This window comes from Moorena sp. SIO2C4 (genome assembly GCF_010672485.1).
Classification (GTDB): Bacteria; Cyanobacteriota; Cyanobacteriia; order Cyanobacteriales; family Coleofasciculaceae; genus Moorena; species Moorena producens.
The window spans coordinates 1-12,307 of record NZ_JAAHGN010000020.1; the positions used below are offsets into that span (position 1 = coordinate 1).

Genomic DNA, 12,307 nt, shown 5'->3' on the forward strand with positions numbered 1-12,307 from the left:
TCAAATTTTCAAGGGCTAAAGATAATCCAACCCTTGTCAATCTAGTCGAAGCTGGAGACTTACCTGGCTATCTATGGAATCAAGGCTGGTTTAAAGGAGTTGCCCCCTAATGATTGATAAGCTAATTTTTCTGCTAGAAGAACCGTAAGCATTCAGCGGTCAGCTGTCAGCCGTCAGCTTATTTTTCAAGTAGCGTGCGCTATGAGCATAAACTGTTCCCGTAGCGTGACCACAGGCCTTTAGCCGTTCGCGTAGCGTGCGCGTAGCGCATTAGCTTTTAGCTGATAGCTGATAGCTGAATGCTTACTCTAACAGTAATAAGGTTATCTCTTAATAAGAGTAGTAAATTACTTCGATAATGACTAATGATACCCCACAGGGCTACCATCTACAAGCGTCTGCGAATTGCTTCTACAATGTTTCGGGTTCGGTGAAGATTCATTAACAAGGCTAGGGTCAATTTTACCGGTAAAAATGCCCAGCTTAATGCTAACATCAAGGGGTTGGGTTTCATCGAAGCATAGGAGTAACCATGGTTGAGCATGTTAGTATAGGTTACTTGCTGGCAAATATGAATCTCTGTGACGGAAAGTCCGCCACGCCGCCATTTTCCAGTGGTATTGGGGTCAATCCCCCGACTTTTTGGTGTAATTTGCTTATGGGATGAGACACCACCTTCATTTTGAGGAACATCCAACATTTTAGGTTGGAACTCCAGACCCAGAAACTGGCAAATCTGTTCCAGGGTCTGTTCTGGATTTGTTACCAAATCTTCAAATCTCACCGTACGACATCGCGGATGATTGGCAAATTTTTCAGCAGCGTTAATCGAGGCATTCCAAAGTTTTGAGATGGTAAAGGGATGATAATTGCACCAAGACCGGAAGACTTCTCGATAGGGAATATTCTTGGCACCCAGGAATTTGATTCGCCACTTATATTTTTGTGACAGCAGTACGTCTCGGGGGTCACGAACCATATTAATAATCCGGCTTTCGGGATAAAGTTCGAGGATTTCAGCCATGTATAAGACATTGCGCGGAGTTTGTTCACAAGGAATCTTCTTACCGTTGTTGGCAGCTTTGTATTCCAGAAATACCTTAAAGACATCCCCAGAGGTTAGTCTTGACTCCGGAAGCTGGGAAATAATTACTTTGGCTTCTTCACTAAAATGACTGGGATCCCCTGGACGCAGAACATCACTATGCTGAATTGATAAGAGGCGAGCGGCTAGCTGTTCTGCTTCTGCCTGAGTCAGGTAAGAGTCCCGATGCTGCTCGGACCATAACTGCCCAAAAAAATGGAGTTCCTCAAAGGTGAAAACCTCTGAATTTAATCCCAAGATTAGACCCATCAGAGTAGTTCCACTACGGGAGTTTCCCACTACAAATATCTGTTCCACTCTGGGTTGATGATCAATCATGATGGGCTGATGGGGTGATAGGGTGATGGGGGAATTGCCAACAGTATGATGATAAGTATATCAGCACTAAGGATTCAGCATAGCAAAAAAATCCTTGTCTTTTTTTGATACTGTTCTCTTTTGCATTTTGCCTTTTTCCTTAAAAAGTGGTGCGTTACGGGGCTACTGGCTACAAAGTTGAATATGATGGTAATGCCGCCCCTAACGCACCCTACTCCTTTTGCCTGTTCCCGATTCCCGATTCCCGATTCCCGATTCCCGATTCCCGATTCCCTACTCCCTATTCCCTACTCCCTACTCCCTATTCTCTTGTTGAACAGACCAGGAATTAACTACTAGTCCAGCCAGTAACCAAAAATAAAAACTAAAGGGTCGCAGTTTAAATGTCCGTTCCACAAAGGTGTACAAAAAAGAAACAATAATTATAGTACAAAGCATCACTCCAAGGGATTTGTATTCCAGGGATGAAGAGGATTTAATTAGAGATTGAGAGGTTTGGTAAAGCCGTAGCAAGATTAGCCAAAAAATCCCCAAACCAACAATTCCAAAATATCCCAGGAAGGCAAACCAGTAGGCATCTTCTAGGAGTTCCACATGCCAGGATAAATGCCGTTGTTCATCTGGGGAGAGAATCACCGAATTTTCTATTCCTCTTTGTAAGGCTCCAGGCTCTGGACCAAAGCCAAACCAGCCTCCTGAATTCATTAAACCATTAACAATAGTCTTGGCTGCCCAACCCCGCTGAGCTTCTAAGTTGTGTTGCCAGTAATCTGGAGAAAAAATCGAGAAGAAATAGGAAGTCAGATCAGGTATTTCACCGTCTTCAGACACTGAAGCTGCTGATGTTTGAAGATTCAATAATGGGGAAATCAATACTACAGTTATCAAAAGTGCTGTAGCAAACCAGAGGATGAGGGCAGTATCTCTTTTTCTGTTGAGATGAATTAAGACTAGAATAGGAATTAGTAGCGATATCATCAGTCCAGCTCGCTTTTTGGAAGCAAAGTTAGCGAAATAGAGCACTAAAATACTAGCGGAGTCTTTGAAAGTGGGAATAATATGACTAGAGTTGGTGTAGACATGGCTAATAAATACTGAAATTGCTAACATCAGGAATCCTGAGAGGATGGCACTGTCGCCAAAGGTGCCAATGCTGGCATTTTTGGCAGCCATTGTGCCGGAGTGGATGACTTGCCTGGTGAATAGTTTCTGACTGATGCTGGCGGGTAAGAAGTATTGGATGGAGGCTATACCTGCCTGGATTAAACTGGCTAGTCTAATACTTTTTAATAAGGTGGCAAGCTGTTCGATAGAAATGTCAATATTAACAACAGTATAGTAAACGGAGATATACCGAAAATTAGTGCGTAAGTTTTTTATGCTGCCTGGAATTCCAGCATGGTTAACCACAATGGAAATCATGCTAGCAATGAAAAAGGCAATAATTAGGATATCTAGGGGGGTTTTTCGTATACCTTTACCAGAGGATAGCCGCAGGTAAATTACCCTTACCATTAGGATGTAAAGGATAATTTCGGGAACAAAACGTATTAAGGCGATTAACGGTGAGGGTAAGGGCAGCCAGTTGAGAACAAAGTCTTCAAAGGGTTGGTAGATGGTGAGGGTTAAAATTATAGCAAATGGTAGTTGCCCTGTTTGCATCGCCCATCTATACCAGGCAATTATTTTGTTCATTGTTGGAAGTTGAAAGTAGGGAGTCGGGAGTAGGGAGTCGGGAGTCGGGAGTCGGGAGTCGGGAGTCGGGAGTCGGGAGTCGGGAGTGGAAAGTGGAAAATTTTCTAAATGCCTGTTCCTTTATGATTTTATTCAGTGGTATTGTAACTAAGTTAGAAATTATGCCTACATCTAAGCTACAGCGGTTTTCATATTAGTGGAGTACACACACGGATTTTTTGCCTGTTCCCTATTCCCTATTCCCTATTCCCTATTCCCTATTCCCTATTCCCTATTCCCTATTCCCTATTCCCTGTTCCCTGTTTCCGGTGCTATAAGCTATGTCTGTTGCTTTAATTGCCCATTACCTTGGTCCTCGCTTAGGCATTGGGCAGTATCTAAATCGATTACTACCACCTCTAGTTGAGGAACTGATCAGCCGAGGCACTAAGGTGAAAATCTTGGCTTCTCCGAATGCGTTTGAGAATACCCCTACCCTACAGGAGTTGGCAGATAGTGTTAATATCCTACCACCGCTGGATTACTCCCCAGCTAAGCGGTATGGTTGGGTGGCGACTCGCTTTAATGGGTATTGTGCTCAAGCAGGAGTAGAGGCTCTTGTCTGGCTATCTAACCCGATCGTTCTGCCGTGGCATCCACCTACTATTGCAGTGCTTCATGATGTGAATGAATGGAAAGCGGCTAATAAGTATGGCGATCGCATAAAAACGGCTTTGCGATCGCTAATTTACCTGGATGCCTCGATTCGTTTTGCCCAGCAGATTATAGTCGTCAGCAAAGCTACCGAGAATGACCTGCTACACTTTCGCCCTAACCCAAGGCTTCAACAGAAGCTGAAAACTATTCCCAATGGAGTAGACTCAGCCCTAGCTAAGTTACCGACCGTCTCAATTCCTGCTCCCACTGGTCCATTCTTGTTATCCGTAGGTCGGATCGATCCAGCTGCTAAGCGTTTACCGGAAGCTGTGGCATTAACCACTCAACTCAGAGAGCTCAGTGGTGAACCTTGGGAATTGCATTTAGTGGGAGGGATGAATACTTCCACCCAAGCTAGCGGTGAAGCATTCCTCAAGTCAATTGAGAGCTTGCCTTGGGTTCAGTATCATGGCCACATAAGCGATCGCATTCTGGCTCAATGGTATCGAGAGGCAACAGCGGTAGTGTTTCTATCTGACCGGGAGGGATTTGGACTACCGATTGCCGAAGCCGCATCATTTGGTCGCTTTGTGGTGGTATCTCAAGGGAATCAAGCTGGTTTGGAAGCGGGGGGGTCTTCCATCATTACCGTTGACCCTGATCAGCCCAGGGAGGCAGCCGAGAAGGTAATGGGTGGCTTGAAAGAAAAACAATTAGCTGAGATTAGTAGNGGGCTCATTCTCAACTATTAAACTCTATTGAGAATCAAGTTCTACGAGATTATAGGGGTTTCGAGCCACGATCAACCGATATCCAGCCAATGCACATTATGGGCAATTTTTTCTTGCGCTTACCCTGTTCTTTTATCCTAACTATACTCGTTCACCAGATGTTATGGCCTTTGCCTGAATAGCCTTGTTCGCTAGACTCTTTGGTTTGCTTTTCTAACTCTTCAGCTAATTTGGCAAATTTTTTCATTTCATCAATTAATGCTGCTGCTCCACTATTTTGGGTTTTTGATTCTTGGTAAATCGACGTTTATCCTAATAATTTTATGTACATTAGTTATTTACCTGAGTCGCACGGATGAGTTTATATATGAGTAACTCTATAAAATTTGCTCTATTATTTTTATATTTCGTCGGACAATAAATGAATCCGGATTAAGTCTGGTGGTTGACTATGAAGGTATTGCTAACTAAATAGGCAAGATTGTCAAGTTTTTGATTACTATAGCAATAAGCATAATGGTTCGGACTTGCTCGGATTTTAAAATTGACAATCAACAATAGTTAATGAACAATGGTCAATTTTAAAGTAACCAATGACTAATAATACCTATACACACTATACACACTATACACACTATACACACTATACTTTGTACCTATGGCAACGGAAATCGAACGCAAATTTCTAGTAAAAGGCGAAGAGTGGCGGAAACTAGGCACTGGTAGTGTTTATCGCCAAGGTTACATTCGTACAACCAACCGCACTACTGTCCGGGTGCGCCTGGTGGGAGATCAAGGATATCTTACTATCAAAAGTCCAAAGGTGGGTTTTTCTAGAAAAGAGTATGAGTATCCTATCCCAGGCTCGGATGCTCAAGAAATGCTCGATACTTTGTGCCAGGGTCCCCTAATTGAGAAAACTCGTTATAAAATTGAACACGCTGGCTTGATTTGGGAAGTGGATGAGTTTGCTGGGGATAATCAAGGATTAATTTTGGCAGAAGTTGAACTAACTGATGAAAATCAGCATATTGAACTACCAGAATGGATTGGAATTGAAGTATCTGATGATCCGAGATACTTCAACTCCAATTTAGTTCAGCATCCCTATAGTCAATGGTTACACAGAATCTAGGCTATAGGGTGTGGGGTGTGGGGTATGGAACAGAATTTGGATTTATATATCAGGAGTTGTTTTAATCAGCGGCTTCCGGTAGTGCTGGCAGATGCTCTACTAATTGCTCAAGAGATTCTACATCAATGGCCACATCCATTAACTGTTCTAACTTTTCGACACTCAACCCCTTAACACGAGCTTGAATCTCAGGGGATAGGTCTCCAAAGCGCCTGTGAAGCAATCGTAGTAGCAGTCGCTCAGCTCCTTCCTGACGACCTTCTTGACGACCTTCTAAAATACCTTCCTGACGACCTTGCTTAATTCCCAACCTTTCGATACTCGTGACATACTTCATGTTGACCTCCTGTTCGTACTGGTTAAGTTCTTCACTAAAGGCTTGTTCTAGTCCTTCAGGTAAGTGCATTACCAAAATTATTGGGTTTAAAGCCTCGTGGTTCTAGGACGGCTTTTCTTTTAGACTTCGTATTGAAAGTTTGCACGCTAGTGTGCTATTGTAAAAGTATAAGCAATAAACTTTTGTACCAGCTAGATACTATCTAAACATAAGTAGGCAACGTAAAAAATATGTAGAGCTTACATATTGCGTAATTGGGTCTAACGACTTAAATGTCTATGAAAAATTTAGATAAAAAAGTATCTAGTTAAATAGATAAAGAAAGCGATGCAGCGCGGTATTGGGGGTCTCCACCATGAGCGACTGCATCAAGACAAGGTACGGTGGGGCACACCGAAACCTAGGTCATAGACCAAATACGCTTGTGGAGAGGAGACCTCTATTTTTCCTGGCTCCGGCCTGGTTAAACAAGTCACCCCGTGGAAGCAAGAATCCCCGTCCTTCCAGGGCGGGGAGTGTCAACCAGTCGATGAAGTGATATAAGTTTAGGATGTCTTGTCCGCTGCTGGGTTAATCATTAATTTTCTCTAGTTCGGCTGATTAATCTAATTAATCACCAAACCCTGTTTCCCTGCTCTGAAAATATCTCTTTCGTAGGTAAAAATGGGGGCGGTGGGACTTGAACCCACACGACCGTTTAAGGTCAACGGATTTTCATTCTCCCGTAGCTTTCGCTACTGCCATAGCTGGCTCTTGAGAATTGGACTCTCCCTTTACCCTCGGCTTAACGTTAGGGTAGCTCCCGTCGAGTCTCTGCACCTTCCGAGAGGTTTTCCCGGCTTGGCTCAGGATTGCCTTATCTGTTACCAGACTTAGGTTTCCCTGAATTTGAGAGCATTCACATGACAGATTTCTCTATCAGTGCTCAATTTCCTTAAGTCCGTAGCGTCTACCATTCCGCCACGCCCCCTGGTTGAGTTAGATAGCTGTGGGTTTGTCTTTACCCATCAACCTCTGTGATTTCACTGTTTTCTATTTAAACATGAACTGGGTCTACTATGCAAGTATACTGTTGTTGAAATTTTCAAGAGGGGGCAAACTCTGGCTTTGGGGCAACACAGGGCAGCATGTTCGACCTAAGGTAGTATAGTAGGGTTGAGCGATTGACCTTGGCCTTTGGGCCACGCTAAGCGAATGGTCACGCTACGCGATGCTCCGTAGGAGCTGCTAAAAGCGATTGACCGTAGGTCACGCTACGCGATCGCATTTTTGTCTTCTGTGTCCTAAACCAAAATTCTATGATTACTGCGATACTGTACCTGTCTTTGGCAGGAGCCTACTTATTGGTATTCCCTCTCGCCATCTATCTTTACCTACAGAAACGGTGGTACGTTGTTAGCTCCTTCGAGCGAGGCTTCATGTACTTCCTGGTCTTCTTATTCTTTCCAGGTTTATTACTCTTCAGTCCAATCTTAAACCTCCGCCCCAAGCGGCGTCAGCCACAAGGGTAAGTTAGTTACTTAAGCGATCATTAGTAATTCATGCGACGAATTGACGCGATTGGAATTGCCCTTGGTATCTTTGCTGCTGGCGGCATAGCCTACTTGATCTTTCAGCTGGCTGGGTACGATCAAATTAAAGCCGGGATTTGGAGTCAAGTCCTCTTGGTTGGGGGGTTATTTGGGTGGGTGCTAACCTACTTGTTTCGAGCCCTGACCCAAACCATGACCTATAACCAGCAGGTGAAAGAGTATAAAGATGCTGTCCTGCAAAAGCGGCTCGAAGAAATGACACCAGAAGAACTTGCCCAACTCCAAGCAGAGGTGGAACAGGAAAAGCGTTTGACTAAGGCAGAGGGCGATTCCTCTATATCCCCTCTTAAGCAGGAGGGGCAGGGGCAAAACTAGATGACGAATGACCAATGACAAAAATTTCCGATTGCTTCGGATCCCTGAGATCTAACTCCCAGTGTGCTCTGATTCCTTTTATTACCGCTGGGGATCCCGATTTAGAAACCACAGCCAAAGCCTTGCGGGTACTCGACCAATCTGGTGCTGACATCATTGAACTGGGAGTACCCTATTCCGATCCTTTGGCCGATGGTCCAACTATCCATGCTGCTGCTACTAGAGCATTACAAAAAGGTGTGCAGTTGGATGATGTTCTGGCAATGGTAAAGGAGGTTAGCCCAGAGTTACAAGCGCCAATTGTCTTATTTACCTACTACAATCCCATTCTCAACCGAGGGATTAATTCGTTTTTAGAGCAGATTGCTCAAGTGGGGGCGAAAGGGTTAGTGGTGCCTGATTTACCCCTCGAAGAAGCTGAAATTTTGCTGAAACCCGCAGCAGAGCTTGGGATTGAAGTGATATTGTTAGTGGCACCAACTTCACCAACAGAACGGATTGAAGCGATCGCTAAACAGTCTCAAGGCTTTATTTACTTAGTCAGTGTTACCGGTGTCACCGGGATGAGAACTCAGCTGCAATCACGGGTAAAAGACTTACTCAATCAGATGCGTGATGTAACCGATAAGCCGATCGGGGTTGGCTTTGGTATCTCCGAGCCAGAACAGGCTAAGCAGGTCAAAGATTGGGGAGCAGATGCCGTGATTGTAGGTAGCGCTATAGTAAAGCGTTTGGCAGATGGGACGCCATCAGAAGGGTTGTCAGCCATTGGAGACTTTTGCCAAAGCCTGAAATTAGCGATTACAGAGTGAAGCCATGGTTACTCAGGCTTGGCATTTACTGTCTAGGATACCGATCACAAACTACTGATCGGATTAATCCTTCGTATTTAGATTCTGTTTGATATCCAGATACATTCTCGGATTGAAATTCTTTCTGGGATTTATGGATTTCGTTTCCAAACACTGTTACGTAACTCCCAAAGCTGAAAGCCCCGCGTTTTTAAACCGGGGATGAAAGCTCATAGCGACTTTAGTCGCCGTGAAAAAAAACTTGGTGAGGACTTGACAGATTATGCTAGGCGTGTTAGCACAACAATATATCAAAAGAGATCGAAATTCGTTCGCGTAGCGTGATCGAAGGTCAATGATTATTATTGAGTTCAAAGCATATGGTAACCCTCATCAGTATCTAGCTATTGACGAGGCTATTCGGACGGTTAAATTTATTCGCAATAGCTGCATTCGTCTGTGGATTGATAACAAAGGGACAGGGAAATATGACCTCAGCAAGTACAGTAAAGTACTGGCTAAAGAGTTTTCCTTTGCTAATGAATTAAACTCAACGGCTCGACAGGCTGCGGCTGAAAGAGCATGGTCATCGATTTCTCGCTTTTTTGAGAATTGCAAGAAAAAAGTTCCTGGGAAGAAAGGTTTTCCGAAATTCCAAAATCATTGTAGATCGGTTGAATACAAGCAGTCAGGATGGAAGTTATCCCCTGACAAAAAGTCGTTCGCGAAGCGTCGGCTTTGCCGAATCACCTTCAGTGACAAAAAAGGAATCGGAAAGCTAAAGCTCAAGGGTACATGGGATTTGTGGCGCTTCGACAAGAATCAAATCAAGCGAGTTCGCATAGTAAAAAGAGCTGATGGCTACTACATTCAGTTTTGCGTTTCTGTTGACGTAAAAGAACAATTAGAACCGGCTGATGCCACTTTGGGATTGGATGTAGGGCTAAAAGAATTATACACCGATTCTAGAGGAAATACCGAACCTAATCCCCGTTTTTATAGAGCCGGTGAAAAGCGCTTAAAGTTTTATCAACGCCGAGTTTATCGGAAAAAGAAAGGCTCATCCAACCGAAAAAAAGCCATTAATAAATTAGCTAGGCAGCACCTCAAAATAAGTAGGCAACGTGAAGAACATGCCAAGAGACTGGCACGTTGCGTAATCCGGTCTAACGACCTGGTCGCCTATGAAGATTTGAGAGTCAAGAATCTAGTCAAAAATCACTGTCTAGCTAAATCTATTAATGACGCTGGTTGGTATCAATTTAGGAAATGGTTGGAGCATTTTGGTCAGAAGTTTGGCAGAGTCACTGTTGCAGTGAATCCTGCTTATACAAGCCAAAACTGCTCAGAATGCGGCGAGGTAGTAAAAAAGTCACTATCAACCAGAACCCACGTCTGCGAATGTGGCTGTGAACTAGACCGTGACCACAACGCCGCGATCAATATTTTAAAGAGAGCCTTGGGTACGGTGGGGCACACCGGAACCTGGATCATAGATCCCAACGCTTCGGGAGATCTGACCTCTACTGTTCTTGGTTCCGGCCAGGTTCAGCAAGTCGGGTCGTTGAGCGAAGAATCCCCGCGTCTAATGACCGGGGAGTGTCAAGAAATCCTCTTTCATACTGATAACTGTCCAACCACGAGCGTCGGCCTCCCGGAGAGCATTCTCGGCACCTGTATCGTATACATATTCCCGGGGATCATCGTGGTGGTAGCCCAAAATACCTCCTTTTCCCTACGAGGATTTTAGGCTGGTGATCGGGTGATCGGGTGATCGGGTGATCGGGTGATGGGGTAATGGGGACAGAGTTATATCAGCAGCACCAGTTATATCACCGTCTCAGTCCCCAGTCCCTTTTTCCCCTTTACCCTTTACCCTTTACTTAGACAAACTCTCCAACCGAGCTTCCACCATCATTCGCACCACATCCGGCATTTTGTATTGGGCTTGCCAGCCTAACTTATCCCTTGCCTTAGCTGGGTTAGATTTCCCTAAAGCCAAATCAGTCGGTCGGAATAAGTTGCTATCGGTCACCACATGCTCTTGCCAGTCCAAGTCAACTGTAGCAAACGCCGTTGCCACGAAATCTTCTAATTTATAACTCTCCCCTGTCGCTATTACATAATCATCTGGCTGGTCTTGCTGTAGCATTAAATACATTCCTTCAACATATTCAGGAGCCCAACCCCAGTCACGCTGAATTGCCATATTGCCCAAACGAAGCTTCTCTTGACTACCGTTAGCAATCCGACAAGCAGCACTAACAATTTTTTGGGTCACAAATCGTTCTGGTCGTAGGGGAGACTCATGATTAAATAAAATACCAGAGCAGGCAAATAACCCATAGGCTTCACGGTAGTTAGCTACTTCCCAAAACGCTGCTGCTTTAGCAACACCATAGGGACTTCTGGGACGAAAGGGAGTCTGTTCATCAGCGGCTTTGTCTCCAGTATCCCCAAAGCACTCACTAGAACTAGCATTATAGAGTTTAATGGGAGCACCAGTAAAGCGAATTGCCTCTAGTAAATTAATCGTGCCAGTCGCTATGCTTTCTAGGGTTTCTACCGGTTGTCCAAAAGACAAACCCACTGAACTTTGCCCAGCCAAGTTGTAAACTTCATAGGGTTGGAATTTTGTCAGCACTTGCAATACACTACGAAAATCCGTCAGTGTCATTGATTCCAACTTAACTTGGTCTCGGATACCCAAATACACCAAGTTCCTAAAGGAGGACATTTGAGCATCCCGTGATGTGCCACAGACAGTATAGCCTTTGTCTAAGAGCAATTTTGCTAAATAGGCTCCATCCTGACCAGATACTCCACAAACCAGTGCCTTTTTCATTAACTTTTCTCAGGAAATAAACGATTCATGTCATGTTAATATTAACTATCCATGTTAGATATCATGAATCGAAGTGTACACTATAATAAAGAACAATAATGCTAATTGATAGCCCTGAGCGACAGTCTTTTAAATTTAGTTAATTATCCTAGATTGTCGATAATTATGGCTAAGGCTAAGTTGTTTAGGGATATAAATAGGGATAGATATAAATAGAGATAAAAATTAACGTTACGTTCGTCAAACTATAAACCGGAGGCAAGAGCTAAAAAAAAATAGAGATAATTAAGTTGATTACCTAGGTGAATTACCCCATAACTTCAAACATCACTTATAATTATTTTGATTATAACTATTGTAAAACTATTTTGTTGATACTGTTTTCGTAAATTTTTATTTACTGTAACCTTTTCCCGACAACGGCGACAAATTATCTTGTGTTATTAAATAACTTTGGTTCTATTTTAAATCGTCACAAAAAAAAATAATACCCCCTTCTGTCTTGATGAATGGCAAGCTACTAGTCAAGTATAACCTGCTGACTTAGAGTTGGCAAAGGGGAACAGATTGGTGTCAGTGCTATTATGTGGGTATTAAGAATTAAGTATGACTAATTACTTATAGCAGCAGTTGGTCAGATGGGGAACTTTCCAGCTACGAGTATCCTCTAAGTAGAACAAACCGATATAGCGCTTTTTCTCCTCATGAGGTACACATATTTTTTTCCCTCTTCCCTGCTCCCTGCTCCCTGCTCCCTGCTCCCTGCTCCCTGCTCCCTGCTCCCTGCTCCCTGCTCCCTGCTCCCTG

13 protein-coding genes are annotated in these 12,307 nt (G+C 43.8%); 9 read left to right on the forward strand and 4 right to left on the reverse strand.

What is annotated here, in order from left to right; genetic code table 11:
- Positions 1 to 388: 388 nt before the first annotated feature.
- On the reverse strand, positions 389 to 1,423 hold the full coding sequence (locus F6K20_RS02385) for a sulfotransferase family protein (protein ID WP_008188530.1): 1,035 nt from the start codon (positions 1,421 to 1,423) through the stop codon (positions 389 to 391).
- A gap of 146 nt (positions 1,424 to 1,569) precedes the next feature.
- Between F6K20_RS02385 and F6K20_RS02390 the strand changes: the two genes are divergently transcribed.
- On the forward strand, positions 1,570 to 1,755 hold the full coding sequence (locus F6K20_RS02390; RefSeq protein WP_143764235.1) for a hypothetical protein: 186 nt from the start codon (positions 1,570 to 1,572) through the stop codon (positions 1,753 to 1,755).
- Here the strand turns inward: F6K20_RS02390 and F6K20_RS02395 are convergent.
- Positions 1,718 to 3,118, reverse strand: a complete 1,401-nt coding sequence (locus F6K20_RS02395; RefSeq protein ID WP_008188531.1) for a hypothetical protein — start codon at positions 3,116 to 3,118, stop codon at positions 1,718 to 1,720. The two genes, F6K20_RS02390 and F6K20_RS02395, sit on opposite strands and share 38 nt — an antisense overlap.
- Here F6K20_RS02395 and F6K20_RS02400 point away from each other — a divergent pair.
- The 3 genes from F6K20_RS02400 (at position 3,118) to F6K20_RS02410 (ending at position 5,620) form a co-directional block, all read left to right on the forward strand.
- A complete protein-coding gene (locus F6K20_RS02400; RefSeq protein WP_008188532.1) occupies positions 3,118 to 3,315 on the forward strand; it encodes a hypothetical protein in 198 nt (65 codons plus the stop codon). The genes F6K20_RS02395 and F6K20_RS02400 overlap by 1 nt on opposite strands.
- A 123-nt stretch (positions 3,316 to 3,438) precedes the next feature.
- Entirely contained in the window at positions 3,439 to 4,506 is a 1,068-nt protein-coding gene (locus F6K20_RS02405) for a glycosyltransferase (protein ID WP_287293562.1), read from the forward strand.
- A gap of 637 nt (positions 4,507 to 5,143) precedes the next feature.
- The gene (locus F6K20_RS02410) at positions 5,144 to 5,620 is read left to right on the forward strand and encodes a CYTH domain-containing protein (RefSeq protein ID WP_008181315.1); all 477 of its coding nucleotides are present in this window, start codon (positions 5,144 to 5,146) and stop codon (positions 5,618 to 5,620) included.
- A 61-nt stretch (positions 5,621 to 5,681) separates the two neighbouring features.
- On the opposite strand, the gene F6K20_RS02415 is transcribed toward F6K20_RS02410, so the two are convergent.
- On the reverse strand, positions 5,682 to 6,026 hold the full coding sequence (locus F6K20_RS02415) for a DUF4351 domain-containing protein (protein WP_008181312.1): 345 nt from the start codon (positions 6,024 to 6,026) through the stop codon (positions 5,682 to 5,684).
- A gap of 1,168 nt (positions 6,027 to 7,194) precedes the next feature.
- Here F6K20_RS02415 and F6K20_RS02420 point away from each other — a divergent pair.
- The 5 genes from F6K20_RS02420 (at position 7,195) to F6K20_RS02440 (ending at position 10,405) form a co-directional block, all read left to right on the forward strand.
- A complete protein-coding gene (locus F6K20_RS02420; RefSeq protein ID WP_229414427.1) occupies positions 7,195 to 7,356 on the forward strand; it encodes a hypothetical protein in 162 nt (53 codons plus the stop codon).
- The gene (gene ndhL, locus F6K20_RS02425) at positions 7,301 to 7,468 is read left to right on the forward strand and encodes an NAD(P)H-quinone oxidoreductase subunit L (RefSeq protein WP_229419083.1); all 168 of its coding nucleotides are present in this window, start codon (positions 7,301 to 7,303) and stop codon (positions 7,466 to 7,468) included. Before F6K20_RS02420 ends, ndhL begins: the two co-directional genes overlap by 56 nt.
- A 30-nt stretch (positions 7,469 to 7,498) precedes the next feature.
- A complete protein-coding gene (locus tag F6K20_RS02430) occupies positions 7,499 to 7,864 on the forward strand; it encodes a DUF3007 family protein (protein WP_008182190.1) in 366 nt (121 codons plus the stop codon).
- 14 nt (positions 7,865 to 7,878) lie between these two features.
- Positions 7,879 to 8,676: a tryptophan synthase subunit alpha gene (trpA, locus tag F6K20_RS02435; RefSeq protein ID WP_008182188.1), complete on the forward strand. Its 798-nt coding sequence runs from the start codon at positions 7,879 to 7,881 to the stop codon at positions 8,674 to 8,676.
- A 334-nt stretch (positions 8,677 to 9,010) separates the two neighbouring features.
- A complete protein-coding gene (locus F6K20_RS02440) occupies positions 9,011 to 10,405 on the forward strand; it encodes an RNA-guided endonuclease InsQ/TnpB family protein (RefSeq protein ID WP_287293565.1) in 1,395 nt (464 codons plus the stop codon).
- 129 nt (positions 10,406 to 10,534) lie between these two features.
- Here F6K20_RS02440 and F6K20_RS02445 read toward each other — a convergent pair whose 3' ends face one another.
- Positions 10,535 to 11,500: a GDP-mannose 4,6-dehydratase gene (locus tag F6K20_RS02445; RefSeq protein ID WP_071106964.1), complete on the reverse strand. Its 966-nt coding sequence runs from the start codon at positions 11,498 to 11,500 to the stop codon at positions 10,535 to 10,537.
- Between the last annotated feature and the right edge of the window lie 807 nt (positions 11,501 to 12,307).

Bases quoted from the DNA above. Each gene is read 5' to 3' on its own strand.
- F6K20_RS02440 (WP_287293565.1), top strand. From the start codon at position 9,011: ATGATTATTATTGAGTTCAAAGCATATGGTAACCCTCATCAGTATCTA.
- F6K20_RS02395 (WP_008188531.1), bottom strand. From the start codon at position 3,118: ATGAACAAAATAATTGCCTGGTATAGATGGGCGATGCAAACAGGGCAA.
- F6K20_RS02430 (WP_008182190.1), top strand. From the start codon at position 7,499: ATGCGACGAATTGACGCGATTGGAATTGCCCTTGGTATCTTTGCTGCT.
- F6K20_RS02445 (WP_071106964.1), bottom strand. From the start codon at position 11,500: ATGAAAAAGGCACTGGTTTGTGGAGTATCTGGTCAGGATGGAGCCTAT.
- F6K20_RS02410 (WP_008181315.1), top strand. From the start codon at position 5,144: ATGGCAACGGAAATCGAACGCAAATTTCTAGTAAAAGGCGAAGAGTGG.
- F6K20_RS02385 (WP_008188530.1), bottom strand. From the start codon at position 1,423: ATGATTGATCATCAACCCAGAGTGGAACAGATATTTGTAGTGGGAAAC.
- F6K20_RS02415 (WP_008181312.1), bottom strand. From the start codon at position 6,026: ATGCACTTACCTGAAGGACTAGAACAAGCCTTTAGTGAAGAACTTAAC.
- trpA (WP_008182188.1), top strand. From the start codon at position 7,879: ATGACAAAAATTTCCGATTGCTTCGGATCCCTGAGATCTAACTCCCAG.